This window comes from Kribbella alba, assembly GCF_039529635.1.
GTDB lineage: Bacteria > Actinomycetota > Actinomycetes > Propionibacteriales > Kribbellaceae > Kribbella > Kribbella alba.
In genome coordinates, this window is the sequence record NZ_BAAANE010000008.1 from 238490 (window position 1) to 260380 (window position 21891).

Below are 21891 nucleotides of genomic sequence, written 5' to 3' on the forward strand. Positions count from 1 at the left end.
TCGGGGTCTGAACAGTGCTGCCCTACGGACGTCAGTCAATCTCAGAAGAAGACATCGAAGCGGTCACCGCGATCCTGCGCGGTGACTGGCTGACCACCGGCCCGACCGTGACCGCGTTCGAGAACGCGATCTCCGAGCTGACCGGCGGCCACCGCGCGGTCAGCTGCACGTCGGGCACCGCCGCGCTGCACATGGCGTACGCCGGGCTCGGCGTCGGCCCGGGTGACGAGGTCGTCACCACGCCGATGACGTTCGTCGCGACGGCGTCCTGCGCCGCGATCCTCGGCGCGAAGATCGTGTTCGCGGATGTCGAGGACGACACCGCGCTGATCGACCCGGCGGCCGTCGAGGCTGCTGTGACGGATCGCACCAAGGTGATCGCGGCGGTCGACTACGCCGGGCACGCCGCGGACTACGACGCGCTGCAGCCCATCGCGGACCGGATCGGCGCGAAGACGCTGGACGACGCGGCGCACTCGGTCGGCGGCACCTACCGCGGCCGGCCTGTCGGCGACCTCGCCGACGTGACCACGCTGTCGTTCTTCCCGACCAAGAACCTGACCACGGGCGAGGGCGGCGCGGTCGTCGCCAAGGACCCGGCGATCGGGCAGAAGGTGCACGAGTACCACTTCATCGGCCTGGTCCGGGACCCGGAGCGGTTCGAGATCACCGGCGAGGGCCCGTGGCACCAGGAGGTGCACGAGTACGGCCTGAACTACCGGCTCACCGATGTCGCCTGCGCGCTCGGGCTGTCGCAGCTGAAGCGGCTGGCCGAGTTCAAGAAGCGCCGGACCGAGATCACCGCGCGCTACAACGAGGCGCTGAAAGGTGTCGACGGTCTCCGGACGCCGGCCCAGCGCGAGGACGTCGACCCGGCCTGGCACCTCTACCCCGTGCGCGTCCTGGGCGGCCGCCGGCGCGAGGTGTTCGACGGCCTGCGCGCAGCCGGTATCGGCGTCCAGGTCAACTACATCCCGGTCTACTGGCACCCGGTGTTCGCGAACCAGGGCTACCAGCGCGGCATGTGCCCGAACGCGGAGCAGTTCTACCGCGAGGAGATCTCGCTGCCGATGTTCCCGGACCTGACCGACGCGGATGTCGACCGCGTGATCGAGACGCTGACCAAACTGGTCTCCTGAACCCGAGCTGTAGGAAGTCAGAGAATTGACCACTGTGACACCTGATCGTTCCTCGGAAGGCCCTGGATCAGCTGACAGCGAGCCGCTGGCACGGTCCGTGATGATCGCCGGGGAGATGCTCAACTGGTCCGACCTGCATCCCGAGGACGGCCGCCCGGCGATCGACGGTCCCGCTCCCGCCGCGCTGCTGGACGCTGTCCTGACGCCGGCGGACTCCGTGCTGGTGGCCGGTCCGCACTCCATCGAACTGCTCGCGCACCTGGCCGGCCAGGTCACCTCGGTCGACGTGCTGGTCCGCTCGGCGCCCGACGCCGAGGAGATCGCCGATCAGCTCGAGGGACACCCGGTGCGGGTCTTCTGCGGATCCCTCGACCGCTTCGGCTCCGAACACGGCGAGAGCTCGTACGACGTGGTCGTGGCGCTCGACGGGCTGCCACGGCTGGTCGGCCCGGACACTCCCGTCCTGACCTGGACCGACGCACTCGCCGTATTGAAGGCCCGGCTGGCTCCGGAGGGTCGCCTGCTGGTCGCCGCCGAGAACTCCTTCGGCGTGGAGCGGTTGATCCAACCGGACGTGACAGCCACCGTTCCCCGGGATGAGGCGTGGCCGCGGGATATCGCAGGCAGCGTGGAAGCTCCTGCCGGGCTGAAGGCGGTTCACGCGATCGTCGGCGGCACTGTCTACGCGGTCTACCCGTCGCTGATCGAGCCGGCTGTCGCTCTGGCGGACACGGCTGGACCTCTCGCCGGTGCGGTCGCCGCCCGGGCAGTCGCCGAGCGCTACGCGAGCCCGACGCTGATGGACCCGTACCGCGTCGTGCAGGACGCGTTTGCCGCGGGACTCGGTGCTGAACTCGCTCCCGGCTGGTACTTCGTCGTTGGTGCTGCCGAGTTGCCGTCGGTGTTCCCGGCCGACGCGGTGCCTGCGGGCCCCGGCGTGCTGCTGGAGGAGTCCCTGCTGGCTGCCCTGAAGATCGACGACCAGGCCGCGCTCCGCCGTACGGTGCCTGGCTATGTCTCCTGGCTGCTGGAGCAGGATGCCAAGGTCGCGGCGGTCGCTTCTGCCGACAACCTGCTCGTCGACGGTACGTCGTACAAGGTGTTCGCCGGCGGCGGAGTCGTTGTCGGGGGCACAGGCGAGGCGCTGGTGGTCGGGCAGTTGGCGCGGTTCGTGCGGCGGTCGCTGGAGGCGGGTTCGCGGGAGCCCTGGGCGGTCGGTGGAAGTGCGCGCGATCTGACGGCACTGCTGGCCTCGATGGCCGGAATCACTGTGACAGAGGAGCTTTGGGCCTCCGTTGCCGGCGGCAACGAGCCGATCCAGCCGGTCGGGTATGCCGAGCAGGTCGCCACGATCGCGCGGCTCTCGCAGGAGCTGGCCGACGCGAATACCCAGGCGTCGTGGTTCGAGAGCCAGCTGGACGGGATCCGCCGGTCGCGGCCGTACCGGATCGGCCAGGCAGTCCTGAACCCCGCGCGCGTCGTGGTGAAGCGGGTCCGGAGGCGCTGATGCACCACGCCAACCACTTCTACGGCCATGCGCACATCATGTCCAGGTACGCCGGGCTCGGGACGGGCGAGGCGCCACGGATCTGGGGCTACCTCCAGCACGGCTGGAACATCCTGGACGGGTTCGCGTACAACACCGCGTTCGTCGCCGGGATGCCCAAGTTCGTCTGGTCCGACAGTGTCCGCCGGCGCGGCTGGTCGATGGGGCTGCGCAACTACTCGGTGATCGGCGCGGCCTGGCTCTACCTGCTCGAGCTCTACCCGGAGCTCGCCAAGCCCGCGGAAGATGCCGCCGGCACCATCTTCTACCCGTTCCACGGCTGGGAAGGCCAGAACGTGCTCGGCGACCACGGCCGGATCGTTGCCTCGATCAACGAGCACGAGACCGGCCCGATCACGGTCTGCCTGTACTGGAACGAGTTCGAGAACCCGGCGATCCGGCAGGTCTACGAGAACGCCGGCTTCCGGGTCATCACACACGGGTACCGCGGGCTGCACTGGCGCAAGACCGACGGGGACTTCCTGCTCAAGCAGCTCCGCGAGGTCCGCAGACACCGCCGGGTCGCCTCGAACCGGCTCAGCTCCGCAGTGCTGTACGGCGCCTCGCTCGGCCTGCAGCCGGGGGTGTACGGCGATCCCATGCTGCTGGAGAACGAGCACCCGTCATTCGGTGGTCAGGCCCGGATCAAGCGGATGTGGCCGGAGCTGAACCAGGCCTACGTGCCGTTGGACCAGGCGCGGGAGTTCACCGACACCGAGCTCGGCGTCGAGCACCTGGCGTGCCCGGCGGAGATCCGCGAGCTGTTCCGCTGGAATTCTGGAAAGGTTGCGTCATGAAGATCGGCATCATCACCCAGGCCCGGGCGACCAGCACCAGGCTGCCCGCCAAGGTGCTGCTGACCGCCGGCGGTCGCACCTTCCTCCAGCACCACCTCGACCACCTGCAGGCGACCGGGCTGCCGGTGATCGTGGCGACCACCACGAACATCGACGACGAGCCGATCGTCGAGCTCGCGGACCGGCTCGGGTTGGGGGTGTTCCGGGGCAGCGAACTGGACGTGCTCAACCGGTTCGCGGGCGCGATCCGCGAACACGAGCTGGACGGCGTCGTCCGGGTCACCTCCGACTGCCCGCTGATCGACCCGCAGGTCGTTGCCGCGGGCGTCGATCGGTTCCGCGCCGAGGCTGACGAGAACCTCTACGTGTCGAACTGCCTGGAGCGGACCTACCCGCGCGGGATGGATTACGAGATCTTCTCGGGCGCCCGGCTGCTGAAGGCCGACGCCGACGCCACCCTGCCTGCCGATCGCGAGCACGTGACGTCCTACCTGCACCAGAACCGGACCGGCGACATGCGGCTGGTGAACCTGCCGTGGACCGATTCGCCGGCGCCCGACGCCTCGAAGTACAGGCTGACGCTGGACACCGCGGACGACCGCGAGCTGCTGACCCGGCTGATCGAGGACTTCGACGGGGCCGCGCTGAATATCGCCGATCTGGTCGCGATCATGGACAAGCACCCCGAGCTGCACGCGCTCAACGAGCACATCGAGCAGAAGAAGCTCGGCGAGTAACGCCCCGGCGGGCCGTGGCTACGGCATGATTTGGGGTGATGACCACCGATGACTCAGGTCCTGAGGCAGGGCGCGCGCACTCCTTCGGCGCCGTCGCCGCCGCGTACGACGCGGGCCGGCCGACGTTTCCTGCCGACGCGCTGACCTGGATCCTCGGTCCGGGCCGGCTGCAGATCCTCGATCTCGGGGCAGGCACCGGCAAGCTCGCGGCGGTGGCCGCCGCCCTCGGGCACGACGTGGTGGCGGTCGATCCGTCCGAGGAGATGCTGTCGCTGTGCCGCCGCCGGGTTCCCCGGGTCGACACGATGGTCGGGGCGGCGGAGTCGATTCCGCTGGCGCACGCCTCGGTGGATGCGGTGATCGTGGGGCAGGCCTTCCATTGGTTCGACCACGCCCGCGCCCTGCCCGAGATAGCCCGCGTACTGCGGCCGCACGGCGTACTGGGGTTGCTCTGGAACAACTACGACACGGTGGTCCCGTGGGTCCGGCGGTTGCACCGGGCCATGATGGGCGAGGACTTCCTGGCCGGGGGCGACCAGTTCGACCCGATGCCGATCCTGGTGCAGTCGGACCTGTTCTCGATGGTGGAGACCGCGCGGTTCCGGCACTGGCACGACCTGGACCGGACGGGCCTCAGGCAACTGGCCCAGTCGCACTCGCGGGTCGCAGTACTGACCGAGTCGCGGCGGGAATCGGTGCTCGACCAGATCGACGCGATCTACGACGGAACCGCGCGACCACCCGAGCCACTGCGGATGCCGTACCGGACGACTTGCTACCGCACCCGCCCCCGCGAGCTGGACGCCCCGCTCGCCCCACCGCTCTGAGCCTGCCTCTCAGGCTGGTGTCAGGCTATTGCGGCCGAAATGTTGTGGTCGCCTTCGGTTACATCGAGGCAACGAAACGCTAGGGTCCATCTGGATCGCGTTCCGAACTGAGGGGTGCAGATGGAAGAGGATGCCGTGCAGGAGCGAGAGGCTCGTGCCTATGAGGCGGTGTACCAGGCGAGGGACTTCCAGGAGCTCAGGCGCCGGTACAAGAACTTCGTGGTGCCGTGGACGATCGCGTTCATGACCTGGTACCTCGCGTACGTCGCCTGCAACAACTGGGCTCGCGGCTTCATGAGTCACAAGGTGATCGGGCACGTCAACGTGGCGCTGATCTTCGGGCTGCTGCAGTTCGTCTCCACCTTCGTGATCGCCGCCATCTACGGCCGGTACGCGAATCGCAAGCTCGACCCGCTGGCGGCCGGGCTGAACGCCAAGTACAAGAGGGAGCGCCGACGGTGACACAGCTGAGCACCCCGTTGCTAGTCCCGCTGGCCGACGCCGAGCCGGGCAACCAGGCCCTCACCATCTCGCTGTTCACCGCGGTCGTTGCCGTCACCCTCTACATCACCTGGTGGGCATCGCGGCAGAACAAGACCACGGCGGACTACTACGCCGGCGGACGGTCCTTCAGCGGCGCCCAGAACGGGCTCGCGGTCGCCGGCGACTACATGTCCGCGGCGTCGTTCCTGGGCATCTCCGGCCAGATCGCGCTCTACGGCTACGACGGCTTCCTCTACTCGATCGGCTTCCTGGTCGCCTGGCTGGTCGCCCTGCTGCTGGTCGCGGAACTGCTGCGCAACTCGGGCCGGTTCACGATGGCCGACCAGCTCGCCTTCCGGATGAAGCAGCGGCCGGTCCGGACCGCGGCCGCGACGTCGACGATCGTGGTGTCGATCTTCTACCTGCTGGCCCAGATGGTCGGCGCGGGGACGCTGGTCGGCTTGCTGCTCGGGGTCAAGGGCGGGGGCCTGAAGGCCGGCGTCATCATCCTGGTCGGCGCGCTGATGATCATCTACGTGACGATCGGCGGTATGAGGGGCACCACCTGGGTGCAGATCGTCAAGGCCGTGCTGCTGATGAGCGGCACGTTGCTGATCACGTTCCTGGTGCTGCTGAAGTTCCACTTCAACCCGTCGGAACTGCTCGGCGCCGCAGCTGACAAGTCCGGCAAGGGCGAAGCGTTCCTGCAGCCGGGCCTGCTCTACGGCAAGGACCTCACCGGCCAGATCGACTTCCTGTCGCTCGGCCTCGCACTCGTCCTCGGTACTGCGGGTCTGCCGCACATCCTGATCCGCTTCTACACGGTCCCGGACTCCCGCTCGGCGCGGCGGTCCGTGCAGTGGGCGATCGGGCTGATCGGCGCCTTCTACCTGATGACGCTGGCACTCGGTTTCGGCGCAGCCGCCTTGCTGGACACCGGTAAGGACAGCGCGGTGGCCGCCTCGAAGGGCAACACCGCGTCCGTCCTGCTGGCCGAGGTGGTCGGCGGTGGTGCCAACTCCGTCGGTGGCGCGATTCTGCTCGCACTGATCGCTGCCGTGGCCTTCGCGACCATCCTCGCGGTGGTCGCCGGGCTGACGCTGACGTCGGCATCGTCGTTCGCGCACGACCTGTACGTGAACGTCATCGCCAAGGGCAAGGTCACCGAGAAGAACGAGATCCGGGTGGCCCGGTTCGCGGCGATCGGCATCGGCGCGGTCGCTATCGGGCTGGCGATCCCGGCGCAGAAGCTGAACATCGCGTTCCTGGTCGCCCTCGCGTTCGCGGTGGCGGCCTCGGCGAACCTTCCGGCGCTGCTGTTCAACCTGTTCTGGCGGAAGTTCAACACGACCGGCGCGGTCTGGAGCATCTATGGCGGCCTGATCTCTGCCGTCGTGCTGGTGATCTTCTCGCCGGTGGTGTCGGGCAAGCCGACGTCGATGATCACCGGCGCCGACTTCGCCTGGTTCCCGCTGTCGAACCCGGGCATCATCTCGATCCCGCTCGGCTTCCTCCTCGGCGTGATCGGCACCTACCTGGGCCGCGACAGGACCAGCGAGAAGCGCTACAACGAACTCCTCGTCCGAGCCCTCACCGGCGCCGGCGCGGAAGGCCCCGCCAAGCACTGACCCCTCGCAAACTCCAGCCAAGGCCCGGCGCGATCGCGCGCCGGGCTTTTTGGCGTGCGCGAGCCGTTGACGTCTCCGTAGCACTGCCGTAACAATAAGCCAGCGCTGCGCAAGAACTTGGCAAAATCGAAGTAACTTTCAGAGGATCCGTGCAATTTCTTGGCAGCTCGATCCCTTGCGCCTTCACCACCCCCGCCCAATCAGGAGAGGCCCCGGATGCCATGAGAACGAGAACCCGAAAGTGGCGGCTGCTGGCCGCGATGCTCGCGAGCAGTCTGCTGTTGTCCGCCGGCCCGATGCTCCAGGCGGCCCGGGTCCCCGGAACCACCGCGGCTGCCGCCGTCCTGGCCGGGCCCAACCTCGCCGCCGGCAAGCCCGCCAGCGCGAGCAGCACGACGCAGACCTACGTCGCCTCGAACGTGACCGACGGCAACCAGGGCACCTACTGGGAGAGCGCCAACAACGCCTTCCCCCAGTGGGTCCAGGTCGACCTCGGCTCCTCGGTGAGCACCAACCAGGTCGTGCTCAAGCTGCCGACCTCCGGCTGGGGATCCCGCAACCAGACCCTCGCGGTCCAGGGCAGCACCGACGGCCAGACCTTCAACGACCTCTCCGCCTCCGCATCGCGGGCGTTCAACACCCCGACCAACACCGCGACGATCGACTACGGCGCCTCCACCCTGCGGTACATCCGGATCCTGATCACCGCCAACTCGGCCTGGCCCGCGGGTCAACTGTCCGAGCTCGAGGTCTACGGTCCGGCCACCGGTGACACCCAGGCTCCCACCGCCCCGGGCAGCCTGGCCTTCACCGAGCCCGGCGCCGGCCAGATCCGGCTCACCTGGAATGCCTCCACGGACAACGTCGGAGTCACCGGGTACGACGTGTACGCGAACGGTGTGCTCCGGACCAGCGTCGCCGGCAACGTGCTCACCTACACCGACAACCAGCCGTCCGGCAGCTCGGTCAGCTACTTCGTCCGGGCAAAAGATGCCGTCGGCAACCAGTCCCCGAACAGCAACACGGTCACCCGAAGCGGGAGCACCGCCCCCGGCAGCAACCTCGCCCTCCGCAAGCCGATCACCGCGTCCGGCTCCGTCTTCACCTTCGTCGCGACCAACGCGAACGACGACAACGTGACGACCTACTGGGAAGGCAACGCCAACCCGGCCACGCTGACCACTCAGCTCGGCGCGAACGCGGACCTCAGCTCGATCGTGGTCCGGCTCAACCCTGACTCGGCGTGGGGCAACCGCACCCAGACGTTCTCGATCCTGGGCCGCGAGCAGAGCGCGACAGGCTTCACCACGATCGTCGCTTCCGCGGCGTACAACTTCAGCCCGTCCACCGGCAACACCGTGACGATCCCTGTCAGCGCGCGGGTGGCCGACGTACGGCTCAACTTCACCGCGAACACCGGCGCACCGGCCGGTCAGGTCGCCGAGCTCCAGGTGATGGGCGTACCCGCCCCGAACCCGGACCTCACCGTCTCGAACGTGTCCTGGACCCCGGCCTCACCCGTCGAGACCGACGCGATCACCCTGCGCGCCACGGTCAACAACAGCGGTACTGCGGGCTCGGCGGCGTCCGACGTCAACTTCTACCTCGGCACCACCAAGGTCGGTACTGCGGCAGTCGGTGCTCTCGCGGCAGGTGCCTCCGCCACCGTGACGGCGTCGATCGGCGCACGCGACGCGGGCAGCTACCCGGTCAGCGCGAAGGTGGACGAGGCGAACACGATCATCGAGCAGAACGACGCGAACAACACCGCCAACAGCGCCGGCCCACTGGTGGTCACGCCGGTGGCGAGCTCCGACCTGATCGCATCGGCGGTGAGCTGGACCCCGGGCAACCCCGCGGCCGGCAACACCGTGACCTTCTCCGTCGCGATCAAGAACCAGGGCAGCGTCGCGTCCGCCTCGGGCGCACACAACATCACGCTCACGCTGCTGAGCGGCAGCACCGTCGTACGGACTCTGACCGGCTCGTACTCCGGAGCCATCGCCGCGGGGGCCACCACTCCGGCGGTCAACCTCGGCACCTGGCCGGCCGTGAACGGTCGCTACACGGTCCGCGTAGTGCTGGCCGACGACGCGAACGAACTCCCGGTCAAGCGCACCAACAACACCAGCGAGCGGCCGCTGTTCGTGGGTCGCGGCGCGAACATGCCCTACGACCACCTCGAGGCCGAGGATGCGGCCGTCGGTGGTGGCGCGCAGGTGGTGGGCCCGAACCGGACCATCGGCGACCTCGCCGGTGAAGCCTCCGGCCGGCGCGCGGTCACGCTGAACGCGAACGGCTCGTTCGTCGAGTTCACCACCCGGGCGAGCACCAACACGCTCGTCACCCGCTTCTCCATCCCGGACTCCTCCGGCGGCGGCGGGACCGACTCCACCATCAACGTCTACGTCAACGGCACCTTCCACAAGGCGCTGCCGCTCACCTCGAAGTACGCCTGGCTGTACGGCGCGGAGGCCGGCCCGGGGAACTCGCCCGGCGCAGGCGGACCGCGGCACATCTACGACGAGGCGAACATCATGCTCGACGGGACCTTCCCGGCCGGCACGAAGATCAAGCTGCAGAAGGATCCCGCCAACACCACCAACTACGCGATCGACTTCGTCGACACCGAGCAGGTCGCACCAATCGCCAACCCCGGTGCGGGGTACACCGCGGCGACCGGCTTCACCCAGCAGGACGTGCAGAACGCGCTCGACCGGGTCCGGATGGACACCACCGGCACCCTCGTCGGCGTCTACCTGCCGCCGGGCGACTACCAGACCTCGAGCAAGTTCCAGGTCTACGGCAAGGCGGTCAAGGTGGTCGGCGCCGGGCCTTGGTACACCAGGTTCCGCGCACCGGCGACCCAGGACAACACCGACGTCGGGTTCCGGTCGGAGGCGTCGGCCAACGGCTCCTCGTTCACCGGCTTCGCCTACTTCGGCAACTACACGTCCCGGATCGACGGCCCCGGCAAGGTGTTCGACTTCTCCAACACCCAGAACATGACGATCGACAACATCTGGGTCGAGCACATGGTGTGCCTGTACTGGGGTGCGAACACCGACAACTCCACCATCAAGAACTCGCGGATCCGCGACATGTTCGCGGACGGCATCAACATGACCAACGGCTCGTCCGGCAACCTGGTCAGCAACAACGACGCGCGGGCCACCGGTGACGACAGCTTCGCGCTCTTCAACGCCACCGACAGCGGTGGTGGCCAGGTCCAGGACAACGTCTTCGAGAACCTCTCGACCACGCTGACCTGGCGGGCGGCCGGCTTCGCGGTGTACGGCGGCACCAACAACATCTTCCGCAACCTGTACGTCGCGGACACCCTGGTGTACTCCGGCATCACGATCAGCTCGCTCGACTTCGGCATCCCGATGAACGGTTTCGGCGCCACCCCGCCGACGCAGTTCCAGAACGTCTCCGTCGTCCGGGCCGGCGGGCACTTCTGGGGAAGCCAGACGTTCCCCGGGATCTGGATCTTCTCGGCCTCGAAGATCTTCCAGGGCATCAGGGTGAGTGATGTCGACATCGTGGACCCGACCTACAGCGGGATCATGTTCCAGACCAACTACTCCGGCGGACAGCCGCAGTTCCCGGTCGCCGACACGGTATTCACCAACATCACCATCTCCGGCGCCCGCAAGAGCGGTGACGCCTTCGACGCCAAGTCCGGCTTCGGCATCTGGGCCAACGAACTCCCCGAACCCGGCCAGGGCCCGGCCGTCGGGTCCGCCACCTTCAACAACCTGACCCTCTCCAACAACGCCACCGATATCCGCAACACCACCACAACCTTCACCCTCAACCGCAACTAGCCCCCGAGGAAGCGCAACGGCCGCCGACAGGTCCCAACCCTGCGGCGGCCGTTCCGCTTTCGACAGCAGCCTCATGTACTGCGAGTGCGCGCGACACCGATCCGGGTTCGATGGTGGCGGGGGTCGTCGATCTCGTCCAGGAGGGCGATCGCGAGATCGGCATAGGAGATCCGGCTCGCCGAGTCGGCCCGGATGACCTGGTAGCCGCCGGTCCGAACCGGGTGCTCGTGATCGAAATCCCCGGCCGGCGCGATCGACACCCAGTCGAGTGCGGATTCCGCGAAGATCTCAGCGGCAGCCTCATGCGCGAGATAGAAGGCCCGGAACTCCTGCGGATAGCCCGGCGTATCCATCAACAGAACACCCGGCTCGGCCTCGACGATCGACGCGAGGCCCACCCACACGAGGCGAGCTTTCCCCGCGCCCTCGCTGAGTGCCCGGGCAGCCTTTACGAAGAAGTCCGCGGGGTCCGTACCGCCGTCATAGACCGCCGCGATCAGCGCGTCGTGCTCCCCTGCCAACCGGGCAACATCCGCCGGCAACGTCACATCCGCGGCAATCACCTTCGCGCCGGGCGGCAGGTCGGCGTACTGGTTGGGGTCTCGGACCGCGGCGGTGACGTCGTGACCCCGGCTGAGGGCTTCCTCGACGGCTGCTCGGCCCGCGCGGCCTCCCGCGCCGAAGACCAGGACCTTATTCATCGACAGTCTCCTTGTTTCGTCAGCGATGTTGTCGTCGGCGACCGTAGAACGCGGGCCGGTTACCGATCGGATACTCGCTACGCTGGCCTGATGGAGCCGTTGCGCGCGGACATGTTCGAGGAGATCTGCCCGTCGTCGTTGATGCCGATCCGGTTCGGCGACAAGTGGGCCGGCCTGGTGATCCGCTGTCTGGAGGACGGCCCGCGCCGCTTCTCCGAGCTGCGGGTGCCGCTGCACCGCGTCACCCCGAAGGTGCTGACGCAGTCGCTGCGCTCGCTGGAGCGGGACGGCCTGGTCCGGCGCAGCGAGTACGCCGTACCGGTGCGCCAGGTCGTCTACGAGTTGACGCCGCTCGGCCGAAGCATGCTCGGACCGATGCGGGTGGTCTGCGAATGGACCGCCGCCCACTGGGACGAACTCCTCGACGCCCGCGAAGCCTGACGCGGCGCTGAATTTCCTGGTGTGAGCCGGTTCACTTTGGTGCCCGTTCGGCGCAGATCGGAGGCGTCTGGGCGACGCACCAGTACCACGGCTGGTCCGGCATTGGTAGAAAGGGGACCGGGCGCGCTCCCGGCGCACCGACAGCTTTCAACGAGGAGTCCGTGACGTGACCAGTTCCGAGTCCCCCCAGTCCGAGGCCCTGTCGAACCTGATGCACGAGGAACGCCGCTTCGAGCCGCCTGCGGAGCTCGCCGCGAACGCCAACGTCAAGGCGGACGCGTACGAGGCGGCCCAGGCCGATTTCGAGGGGTTCTGGGCCGAGCAGGCCAAGCGCCTGACCTGGGCCGTCGAACCCACCGAGACGCTCGACTGGAGCAATGCTCCGTTCGCCAAGTGGTACGCCGACGGCAAGCTGAACGCGGCGTACAACTGTGTCGACCGGCACGTCGAGAACGGCCTCGGCGAGAAGGTCGCGTACTACTTCGAGGGCGAGCCCGGCGACACCCGCGAGATCACCTACGCGCAGTTGAAGGACGAGGTCAGCAAGGCGGCGAACGCGCTGCTCGAGCTGAACGTCAAGGCGGGTGACCGGGTCGCGATCTACATGCCGATGATCCCGGAGACCGTGGTGGCGATGCTCGCCTGCGCCCGGATCGGCGCACCCCACACGGTTGTGTTCGGCGGATTCTCCGCGGACGCGCTGAAGGGCCGGATCATAGACTGCGACGCACAGGTGGTGATCACCTCCGACGGTGGCTACCGCCGCGGAGCCCCGGCCGCCTTGAAGCCGGCCGTCGATGCCGCGCTGGAGGACACCCCCAACGTCCGGAACGTACTCGTAGTACGGCGTACGGGCCAGGACACCAACATGGTCGAGGGCCGCGACCTGTGGTGGGACGAGTTCGTCGCCAAGCAGTCGCCCGAGCACACGCCGGAAGCGTTCGACGCGGAGCACCCGCTGTATGTGATGTACACCTCCGGCACCACCGGCAAGCCCAAGGGCATCCTGCACACGACCGGCGGCTACCTGGTGGGCACGTCGTACACCCAGTGGGCGGTCTTCGACCTCAAGGCCGACACCGACGTCTACTGGACCGCCGCCGACATCGGCTGGGTCACCGGCCACAGCTACATCGTGTACGGCGCGCTGGCCAACGCGACCACCTCCGTGCTCTACGAAGGCACCCCGGACACCCCGCACCAGGGCCGCTGGTGGGAGATCGTACAGAAGTACAAGGTCTCGATCCTGTACTGCGCCCCGACGGCGATCCGCACGTTCATGAAGTGGGGCAAGGAGATCCCGGAGAAGTTCGACCTGTCGTCCCTGCGCGTGATCGGATCCGTCGGCGAGCCGATCAACCCTGAGGCCTACATCTGGTACCGCGAGGTGATCGGCGGCAGCAAGGCTCCGGTCGTCGACACCTGGTGGCAGACCGAGACCGGCATGCACATGATCTCGCCGCTGCCCGGTGTCACTGCGGGCAAGCCAGGTGCGGCGATGAAGGCCCTCCCGGGTGTCAGCGCCGAGGTCGTGGACGACGCGGGCAAGCCGGTGCCGAACGGTTCCGGCGGCTACCTCGTGCTGACCAAGCCGTGGCCCGCCATGCTCCGGACGCTGTGGGGCGACGACGAGCGGTTCAAGGAGACGTACTGGTCGCGTTGGCCAGGCGTGTACTTCGCAGGCGACGGCGCCAAGAAGGACGAGGACGGCGACCTGTGGCTGCTCGGCCGCGTCGACGACGTGATGAACGTGTCCGGCCACCGGCTGTCGACCACCGAGATCGAGTCGGCCCTCGTCTCCCATCCGAAGGTCGCCGAGGCGGCCGTCGTGGGCGCGTCCGACCCGACCACCGGCCAGGCGATCGCGGCGTTCGTGATCCTGCGCTCGGAGGCCGGCGACGGCGGCCCCGACGTGGTCCAGGAACTCCGCAACCACGTCGCCAAGGAGATCGGCCCGATCGCGAAGCCCCGGCAGATCATGGTCGTCGCCGAACTCCCGAAGACCCGCTCCGGCAAGATCCTGCGCCGCCTCCTCCGCGACGTAGCCGAGAACCGCGAGGTCGGCGACGTCACCACCCTCGCCGACTCCACCGTGATGGACCTGATCAAGACCAACCTCGAATCCGGCAAAGCCGACGAGGACTGACCCTCAGCTCCCTTCACCCATCGGCCTGTACTCCGGGAATCCCACGGAGTACAGGCCGATCGTTCGTCACCGCAGCCGTGCCCGAACACAGTTGCGCCTCCACGATCCGTTGCCGCGCCCGGGGCCTGCCATCATCGACGGGTGACTGCTCTCATCGCGATCGTGCATGCGGGGTTGGCTGCGGCCTGGGTGGGTGGGATGGCGTACTCGTTGTTCGTCGTTCAACCCAAACTGAGGAGGTTCTTCGGGACGCGCGAGGAGGAGCGCGAAGCCCTCACCGCTGTGATTGCCTCAGGCAACCGTTATAAGGTGCTCGGACTCATCGCGACGATCGCCGCGACCGGCCTGATCCTGCTCCTGCTGGACCACCAGCGCTGGTGGATCCACGCCCTCAAGGCCCTTCTGTTGCTGGTAGCAACGGCTATCTTCTGGTACGTCTCCTGGCGCCACTGGCCCCGCCGAGTCTTCGCCACCACCACCGAACGCCCCGCCCTTCAACGCCAACTGCTCCTCCTCGCCACCACAATGCTTGCGCTAGCCGGCACCGCCTTCGCCCTCGGAGTAGGTAGCACCCACCTCTGAGCCGCTGCGCATCGACGCTCACGGAAACCCCTGCCGGTCGATCGTGAGTGGCCCGGTTGCCCGGCTCCCCAGCTACTCCAATTGATCCGATCACCGGGTGCGGGTGATCGGTCTAGTCGTCCTGAGCCTGACAGCACCACCCACGACGCCACCCGGTCCAGGCCTTGTGCTCGCGCTGGGCACGCATCGGTCTGCGGGAAATTTGCAGTAGGCCACCAGGTCGGAAGGGCCTGCCGGCTAGGTCCTATCCGTGCAGCGTGCTGTCAGGGCTGGTCGTCGTTGGTGATGGGGTGGGTGCCGGTGTGGTCGACGCGGAACTTGAAGCCGTGTTTGGTGGTCCATTCCAGGGCGTGGTCGTCGAGGGCGCGGACTGTCCAGCCGGCGTGGGTCTTGACCCGGTGGCTGAAGCGCCGCAGCGGCCGGAGGTCGCTGGTGCTGGTTTGTCCCGGTGGCCCGGTCGGGTCGAACGCGGCGACGTGGTCGAGGTCGGTGCTGGTGGTGGTCTCCCCGGTCCCGTAGGGGAACTGCTCGACCGGGTAGGTCAGCTTGACGCGCTCCCTGATCCGGTGCGGGATCTCGTAGGCGTTGACGCTGACGTGGTCGTTCAGGTCGATCACCGGCTGGACGACGATACGGTCGTGGCCCAGCAGTTCGGCCAGTTTGGCCGCGAACACCGGCCCGAAGGCTTCGACGCGCGCGGTGCCTGCACCGGCGAGCAGGGTCTCGTCGGTGATATGGACATACAGCTTGATCCGCCCGGGCCTACGCCCACCGGACCCACCACGACCACCACCACCACCGCCGCCGCTGCTGCTGCTGCCGTTGGTGTTGGTGTCGGCGGCTCGTTTGATCGCGGCGAGTTTCGCGGCCAGGTCCTGGCGTGCGGCGGCGTCCATGCCCCACACGATCCGCTCGGCCCTGCCGCGGCCGGTGCGGGGCCCGTAGCGGCTGGCCGCGTCCAGCGGCTGGTCCGGGTGGCCGGGGTGCGGCGCGTCCCGGTCCGCCTCGGTGTCCGGGCCGGGTTCGTCGGCGAGGAACAAGTCACTAGCCGGTTGCCCGTCCCGGGTCACCTCGACAACCCGCTCACCATCAGCTTCCACCGCCCCCGCCCAACCGGCCCAACCGGCCGCGCCGGCCGCGCCAGCCACGGTCGTGTCCTCAACCGGCGCGGTCTTCTCAGTCCTGGCGGTGTCGTCAGCCGGTGTGGTCTCGTCGACCGCAGTCGTGTCCTCAGCCGGCGCGGGCCGCGCGGCCGGGTCCTCGGCCCGCGCCGAGTCGCCCCGGTGGCTCGGGTCGTCTGCCGGCGCGCTGTCCGTGGCCGGCGCCTCGGGCTGCGCGTGGCCTGCCACGACTCCCGGATCACCTGGCAAAGCCGCCTCGCCTGACGAAGTGCCCTCGCCTGCCGGTGCCGGGCCGCCTGCCCGGGCCGTGTCGCGCGCCTGAGCCGCTGCGCCTGCCTGAGTTGCGGCGGCTGCCGGGTCGGCGGCGGGTGCAGCGTCGGTGGCGGGTGCAGGGTCTGCGGTGGGTGCAGGGTCTCCGGTGGGTGCTGGTGGATCGGTGTGGGCCTGGGTGGCGGGCGGGGCTGGCGTCTGGGCGCCGTCACCGGTGGTGGGGTGGTGGCGGGTGGCGAGGTATTGGGCGACCTGGAGGAGTTCGTGGGCGAAGGCCGGGTCGGCCAGGATCCCGAGCGCCTTGGCGCGGCGCTGATCCAGGCTGTCGGGGTCACCCAACGCGGCCAGCGCGTCGGCGATCTGGCCCAGGGTCGCGTCGAACCGGATCACGTCACCACTGGCGGCCTTCACGAACAGCGTGGTGGTGCCGTGCTGGTCGGACTGCCCGGGCCAGGCGCCCCGCTCGCGGGCCTTCTGCTCGGCCGCGGCCCGCGCCGCGGCCGGGTCGGCATCCCAGAGCGCGGCCTTGACGATCGTCTTCACCTGATGCGCGCTCAACGAGTCCACCACCCCCGCGACCCGCGCATCGACCAGCGCCGCCGCCTCGACCGACAGACCCAGACACGCGGTCGCGATCAGCCGCGCCTTCCAACCCGTCGCCTGACCCGCCTCGACCCGGGCCCAGGTCAACGGCAGCCGATGCCGCAACGCGAGCGCCTGACCGATGAAGTTGCCGCCCGTTTCGGAGGTCACCCCCAGCACCGCGGCGAACTCCGCGACCGCGAACTCCGCCACCGCCGGACACCCCGCGCCCCCATACACAACGCCACGCTCGCCGCCCGGCAGCCGCTGGTCGTCGGGCACCCTCGCCGGGCCCGGATGCAGGTCGGCATAGCGCAGCGCCAGCTGGAGCACCCTGATCTCGGACTCGCCCTGCAGGGCGTACCAGTCGCGGGCCGCGGCCAGCGTCTCGGCCGCACCCAACTCGGTCACATCCCCTGCGAACATGCGTTCGACACTACGCCCGGCCGGGGACCGTCAGCAAACCCGCAACCGTCCCGTTTCCCCTTATCCACAAGGAGAAAACATCACACCCCGCCTCACTCGAAAAGCGGATATACGTCAAAACCGTTCGCGAGGCGGCGTGGACGACAACGGTCGCTAGTGGCCGCCTTCGTAGGCGAGGCGCCAGTTGTCCACAGGCAGTGGCCGAAGGCCCACGGCGCCAGGCTATTTCTCCCTAAACTCTCCGACCATGAAGCGTTCGGGGATCCGTGTCGTCACCCTTTGCTTGCTGCCGGCAACCGCGTTGAGCGTTGCTGGTTGCAAGCCCAACAATGCCCAGCCGCCTGGCAACAGTTCGCGTGCGCCGCGGCCCGTCGACTTTGACGTGCCCAGGACCACGCAAGCCGCCGACAAGGTGTTCCCACCGGCAGACCGAACACCCCAGGCGTTCCAGGACATCGCTGTGCGCGACCAACGTCTGGTGGCGTTGGGGTTTGATGAATCCTTCAACGTCAGCAGGCCGCTGTTCGTGTCGAGCGACGACGGTGGGAGCACGTGGCTGCGCCGCGACCTCGACCAGGAGTCGGTGGCTCGCTCCGGCACATTCGAAGGAGCTACTGCCATCGCGGCCGGTCCCGCCGGGTTCGTGGCTTCCGGGAGTACGAATGACGGCCCGGCGATCTGGTTCAGTCCGGACGGCGCCAACTGGAAGCGACTGCCTAAGGATCGAAAGGCCTTTGCGGCCAGCGATGAGATCACCGCCATCACCGCGACCGCACAAGGCTTCTCGATGGTGGGCACGAGCAGCCTAAAGAATGGCGGCAGCTCCAACCACCTTGTGTACTGGCGATCCCCAGACGGAGTCGCGTGGCAGCGGACGGCTGGACCTGCCATCGGTCTGAAGCCCACTCTCACCGGAAGCGTGTACGCCGCTGGAATCGTTGCTATCGGCAAGGTGATCGTGATCAGCGGTGGCGTGTCCGCGCAAGACGGCACCGACCGGCTCCAGCGCCTGCAATTCTGGTACTCCGCCGACAGCGGGAAGACCTTCCGCACCTCGACGATCCGCGGCGAGGCCGCAACCGGCTACATGTACAACAACGTGTTGGCCAAGGGCAACGGAAAGATCGTCGCGCTGGCGCAGGGCAACGGGTTCGACGGGAGCGAGACAGGCTCCTGGGACGGAGTCGTTCTCGAAGGCGACAGGTCGGGCAGATCCTGGCAGGCCGGATCAAGGGTCCCGGCCGCCAGGGCCTCACCTCGGCGGTGGTTCACGATGGCAAGCTGCTTGCCACCGCCTTCGACATCCCCCCGTCTGGTGGCGGCTACTACGGGCTCGAGTTGGAGCTGCCGAAGTAGGCGCACTTGTGATACTTGATCAAAGCGAGGGCAAACAAGAAGTCATGTGGCGCGGTAGGTGACGGTGATGTCGTAGCGGTCCGAGCGGTAGATGGAGCGACCGAACTCGATCACTTCGCCAGCGGCGGTGCGCGGTGCCGAGGTGATGATCAGGCACGGCGTGGTCGGCTCGATGCCGAGGAGTTCGGAGTCCACCCGGTCTGGCGGGGCCGCGACGATCGAGGCCGACACCATCCCGAGGCTGACGCCCCAGCGCGACGCAAGCGTGTCGTACAGCGAGACGTCGCACAGGTCGAGTTCCTCCAGCCCGGGGTAGCGCCGCAGGGACAGTGCCGTGCGCTCGATCGCCATCGGTTCACCGTCAGCCGTGCGGAGGCGGACCAGGTGCAGGACGAGCGTGCCGACGGGCTCCTCGAGCTCTTTGGCCAAGGCTTCGCCGGCGGTGTCGACGCGATGCTCGAGGACCTTGGCACCGGGCGTGATGCCGCGGGCGCGCATGTCCTGGCTGAACGACGAGGTGAGCATTCGCGCCGGCCGGGGTTCGGCGACGAAGGTGCCGCCACCGGGTCGGCGAGCGGCCAGGCCATCGGCCACCACCCGGTCTACTTCCTGCCGAACGGTCATCCGGGCGACGCCGAAGCGCTCGGCCAGCACCCGCTCCGACGGCAGCACGGTGCCGGCGGACAAGCTGCGGGTCAGTCGCTGGAGAATCTCGCGGATCTGGTCACCCTTCGGCCGGTCACTCCGGAGCTCCGTGGGGAGTTCAGCGAGGTCACCGGGGTTGTTCCTTGGGCGGGCCATGAGGTCAGTATCCCTGGGAATGTGCCCGGCAAACCGGTTGCCGGGGATCGCGTACCGCTGCTGTCTTCGTCGGTTTCCAACAACTGAACCGTTCAACCCGACACTACTGTCCGGATCCCCAGGACGGCCACCGACCATTCTGCTCGCCCCGGTACTTTTGACGACATGACCCGCGCACAGTTCGTAGGTGAAAGCGCTCCCACAGGTGAATGGAAGCGACAGGGCAACAGATTCACGGGCCGGATCAGCCGCGACGCCGCGTCGGCGCCCGGCGAAGGGCCGGATGACCAGGGGTTGTGGCCGGTCGAGCCGGGACGATACAGGCTGGTGGTGAGCCTGGCCTGTCCGTGGGCGCACCGCGCGGTGATCGTGCGGAAGCTGCTCGGCCTGGAGGACGCGATCAGCCTCGCGATCGTCGACCCGATCCGCGACGAGCAGGGCTGGCGGTTCACCCTCGACCCGAACGGCCAGGACCCCGTACTCGGCATCAGCTACCTGTCCGAGGCCTACCTCGGCACCGACCCGGAGTACCAGGGGCGGGTGACGGTGCCGGCGATCGTGGACACCGTGTCCGGACTGGTCGTCACCAACGACTATCCGCAGATCACCCTCGACCTCTCGACCGAGTGGGTGGACTTCCATCGCCCGGACGCGCCGCGGCTGATCCCGGCCGAGCGCGCGGAGATGGACCAGCTGATCGCGGAGATCTACACGGACGTGAACAACGGCGTCTACAAGTGCGGGTTCGCGACGAGCCAGGAGGCGTATGAGGAGGCGTACGATGCCCTGTTCGCGCGGCTCGACGTGCTCGACAAGCGGCTTGCGGATCGGGACTATCTGCTCGGGGACTCCCTCAGCGAGGTCGACATCAGGTTGTTCACTACGCTGGTCCGCTTCGACGCGGTCTACCACGGGCACTTCAAGTGCAACCGGAACAAGCTCACCGAGCTGCCTAATCTCTGGGCCTACGCGCGTCGGCTCTACCAGACCCCCGGCTTCGGCGAGACCGTCGACTTCGACCAGATCAAGCGCCACTACTACGTCACCCATGACACCATCAACCCGACCGGCATCGTCCCCAAGGGCCCCGATCCCCGCGTCTGGACCGACTGAGAGCTCAGCCCGCCAACGCTTGAAGAGCAGCCCGTACGCCGGTACGCAGCGTGGCGGGGTCGACCCCCGACCGCGAGCGGAGGTTGACCGCATAGGCGAGCAGCACCAGCATCTCGGCCGTCCCGTCGAGATCGACCCCTGACCTCAGCTGATCCTTGCCATCAGCAACTTCCAGGGCGGCAGCGAAGGCCCCCCGCAGGCCGGCGTGATGCTGCTCGAGCACGGCCAGAGCAGCCTCCCCCGGGCCTTCGGTGTGAGCGTTCGACACCAGGCATCCCCAGCGGGCGTGATCACCCGAGCAGCGCAGCCGGATCAGCCGTTCGAAGAATTCCCCGATCGCCGGCAGCCCGCGGCCATCCGCCGCCAGCCCGTCGAACATCGGCCGGGACCGCCGGTCGAGATACCGCTGCAACGCCGCTAGATAAAGGTCATCCTTGCCGCCGAAGGAGCTGTAGAGGCTGGATCGGCTGAGCCCGGTCGCGGCCACGATGTCCTGCATCCCGGTTGCTGCAACACCTTGCCGCCAGAAGATCAGCTCGACCGCGGTCAGCACCTCGGCCGGGTCGAAATGTTTGACATCAGGCATCCACAGCCCCTTATCTTGGAACGACTGGTCCAAGATAAGGGAGAACCCGTGATGCCTGCAATCCCACGCCCCGAGGTCCTGGTGCTGGACGTGAACGAAACCCTGTCCGACCTGGAGCCGCTGCGCGCCCGCTTCGAGACTGCCGGGTTGCCGGGGCACAGCCTCGACGAGTGGTTCGCCGCGACCCTGCGAGACGGGTTCGCGCTGACGGCGGCCGGTTCGTACGGCAACTTCCGCACGATCGGCGGCGACGTACTGAGGTCGATGCTGGTCAGCGCGGGCCTCGACGCGGAGGAAGCGACGATCGGCGGCGTGCTCTCCGGATTCACCGAGCTCGGCCTCCATCCCGACGTCGCCCCGGGTCTCCAGCGACTGCACGACCAGGGCCTGCGACTCGTCACCCTGACGAACGGAGCCGCGGCGATGTCCGAGCGGATGTTCACCGAGGCCAGCGTGCTGCCGCTGCTCGAGCACCGCCTCGACGTCGAGGCACCGGGCCGCTGGAAGCCGCACCCCGCGGCGTACCAGTACGCCGCTGAGGTGTGCGGTGTGGAGGTGGACAGGATGGCCCTGGTGGCGGTGCACCCGTGGGACATCGACGGGGCTCGCCGGGCCGGTCTGCAGGGGTTCCACCTCGACCGGCGCGCCACGCCGTATCCGGAAGCGTTCCTGGCGCCGGACCTGCAGGTTCCGGACCTGACGGCACTCGCCGAGGCGGTGCAAACGATGCTGAGCCACTAGACTCCGGCAGAGTGCTGGGTGCCGGGAAGGGGGCCGCC

Annotated in this window: 18 protein-coding genes; 14 read left to right on the forward strand and 4 right to left on the reverse strand. The window is 68.2% G+C overall.

From position 1 onward, the window contains the following. The first annotated feature begins 14 nt into the window (after positions 1-14). The 8 genes from pseC to ABD210_RS24450 all read left to right on the forward strand — a co-directional run bounded on the left by pseC (position 15) and on the right by ABD210_RS24450 (position 10987). Positions 15-1139 (forward strand): UDP-4-amino-4,6-dideoxy-N-acetyl-beta-L-altrosamine transaminase, encoded by a 1125-nt coding sequence (gene pseC / locus ABD210_RS24415; protein WP_344114415.1) that lies wholly within the window; start codon positions 15-17, stop codon positions 1137-1139. A 34-nt stretch (positions 1140-1173) separates the two neighbouring features. Next, entirely contained in the window at positions 1174-2646 is a 1473-nt protein-coding gene (locus tag ABD210_RS24420) for a hypothetical protein (protein ID WP_344114416.1), read from the forward strand. Beyond that, positions 2646-3482, forward strand: a complete 837-nt coding sequence (locus ABD210_RS24425) for a hypothetical protein (protein WP_344114417.1) — start codon at positions 2646-2648, stop codon at positions 3480-3482. The genes ABD210_RS24420 and ABD210_RS24425 overlap by 1 nt, the downstream gene beginning before the upstream one ends. Beyond that, positions 3479-4219 (forward strand): cytidylyltransferase domain-containing protein, encoded by a 741-nt coding sequence (locus ABD210_RS24430; protein ID WP_344114418.1) that lies wholly within the window; start codon positions 3479-3481, stop codon positions 4217-4219. The genes ABD210_RS24425 and ABD210_RS24430 overlap by 4 nt, the downstream gene beginning before the upstream one ends. Positions 4220-4257: 38 nt before the next feature. Further along, entirely contained in the window at positions 4258-5046 is a 789-nt protein-coding gene (locus ABD210_RS24435; protein ID WP_344114419.1) for a class I SAM-dependent methyltransferase, read from the forward strand. Between the two features lie 120 nt (positions 5047-5166). Then, positions 5167-5508 (forward strand): DUF485 domain-containing protein, encoded by a 342-nt coding sequence (locus ABD210_RS24440; protein ID WP_344114420.1) that lies wholly within the window; start codon positions 5167-5169, stop codon positions 5506-5508. 5 nt (positions 5509-5513) lie between these two features. After that, positions 5514-7157 (forward strand): solute symporter family protein, encoded by a 1644-nt coding sequence (locus ABD210_RS24445; RefSeq protein ID WP_344114487.1) that lies wholly within the window; start codon positions 5514-5516, stop codon positions 7155-7157. Positions 7158-7378: 221 nt separating this feature from the next. Then, a complete protein-coding gene (locus ABD210_RS24450; protein WP_344114421.1) occupies positions 7379-10987 on the forward strand; it encodes a discoidin domain-containing protein in 3609 nt (1202 codons plus the stop codon). Between the two features lie 71 nt (positions 10988-11058). On the opposite strand, the gene ABD210_RS24455 is transcribed toward ABD210_RS24450, so the two are convergent. Continuing rightward, positions 11059-11688 (reverse strand): NAD(P)-dependent oxidoreductase, encoded by a 630-nt coding sequence (locus ABD210_RS24455; RefSeq protein WP_344114422.1) that lies wholly within the window; start codon positions 11686-11688, stop codon positions 11059-11061. Positions 11689-11778: 90 nt separating this feature from the next. On the opposite strand from ABD210_RS24455, the gene ABD210_RS24460 reads away from it, so the two are divergent. The 3 genes from ABD210_RS24460 (at position 11779) to ABD210_RS24470 (ending at position 14857) form a co-directional block, all read left to right on the forward strand. After that, positions 11779-12129, forward strand: coding sequence for a winged helix-turn-helix transcriptional regulator (locus ABD210_RS24460; protein ID WP_344114423.1), 351 nt, complete (start codon positions 11779-11781; stop codon positions 12127-12129). Positions 12130-12340: 211 nt separating this feature from the next. Beyond that, positions 12341-14275 carry an acetate--CoA ligase gene (acs, locus tag ABD210_RS24465; protein ID WP_344114488.1) on the forward strand — a complete coding sequence of 645 codons (1935 nt, stop codon included), beginning with the start codon at positions 12341-12343 and terminating at the stop codon, positions 14273-14275. A 141-nt stretch (positions 14276-14416) separates the two neighbouring features. Further along, entirely contained in the window at positions 14417-14857 is a 441-nt protein-coding gene (locus tag ABD210_RS24470; RefSeq protein WP_344114424.1) for a hypothetical protein, read from the forward strand. A gap of 263 nt (positions 14858-15120) precedes the next feature. Here the strand turns inward: ABD210_RS24470 and ABD210_RS24475 are convergent, their stop codons facing one another. After that, the gene (locus ABD210_RS24475; RefSeq protein WP_344114425.1) at positions 15121-17256 is read right to left on the reverse strand and encodes a hypothetical protein; all 2136 of its coding nucleotides are present in this window, start codon (positions 17254-17256) and stop codon (positions 15121-15123) included. A 460-nt stretch (positions 17257-17716) separates the two neighbouring features. Between ABD210_RS24475 and ABD210_RS24480 the strand changes: the two genes are divergently transcribed. After that, complete coding sequence (locus tag ABD210_RS24480) at positions 17717-18631, forward strand: sialidase family protein (RefSeq protein ID WP_344114426.1); 915 nt, start codon at positions 17717-17719, stop codon at positions 18629-18631. A gap of 23 nt (positions 18632-18654) precedes the next feature. Here ABD210_RS24480 and ABD210_RS24485 read toward each other — a convergent pair whose 3' ends face one another. After that, positions 18655-19413: a GntR family transcriptional regulator gene (locus tag ABD210_RS24485; RefSeq protein ID WP_344114427.1), complete on the reverse strand. Its 759-nt coding sequence runs from the start codon at positions 19411-19413 to the stop codon at positions 18655-18657. Positions 19414-19578: 165 nt separating this feature from the next. On the opposite strand from ABD210_RS24485, the gene ABD210_RS24490 reads away from it, so the two are divergent. After that, the gene (locus tag ABD210_RS24490; protein ID WP_344114428.1) at positions 19579-20526 is read left to right on the forward strand and encodes a glutathione S-transferase family protein; all 948 of its coding nucleotides are present in this window, start codon (positions 19579-19581) and stop codon (positions 20524-20526) included. 4 nt (positions 20527-20530) lie between these two features. On the opposite strand, the gene ABD210_RS24495 is transcribed toward ABD210_RS24490, so the two are convergent. Next, positions 20531-21112: a TetR/AcrR family transcriptional regulator gene (locus ABD210_RS24495; protein ID WP_344114429.1), complete on the reverse strand. Its 582-nt coding sequence runs from the start codon at positions 21110-21112 to the stop codon at positions 20531-20533. Between the two features lie 51 nt (positions 21113-21163). Between ABD210_RS24495 and ABD210_RS24500 the strand changes: the two genes are divergently transcribed. Further along, positions 21164-21853: a haloacid dehalogenase type II gene (locus tag ABD210_RS24500; RefSeq protein ID WP_344114430.1), complete on the forward strand. Its 690-nt coding sequence runs from the start codon at positions 21164-21166 to the stop codon at positions 21851-21853. The last annotated feature ends 38 nt before the right edge of the window (positions 21854-21891 follow it).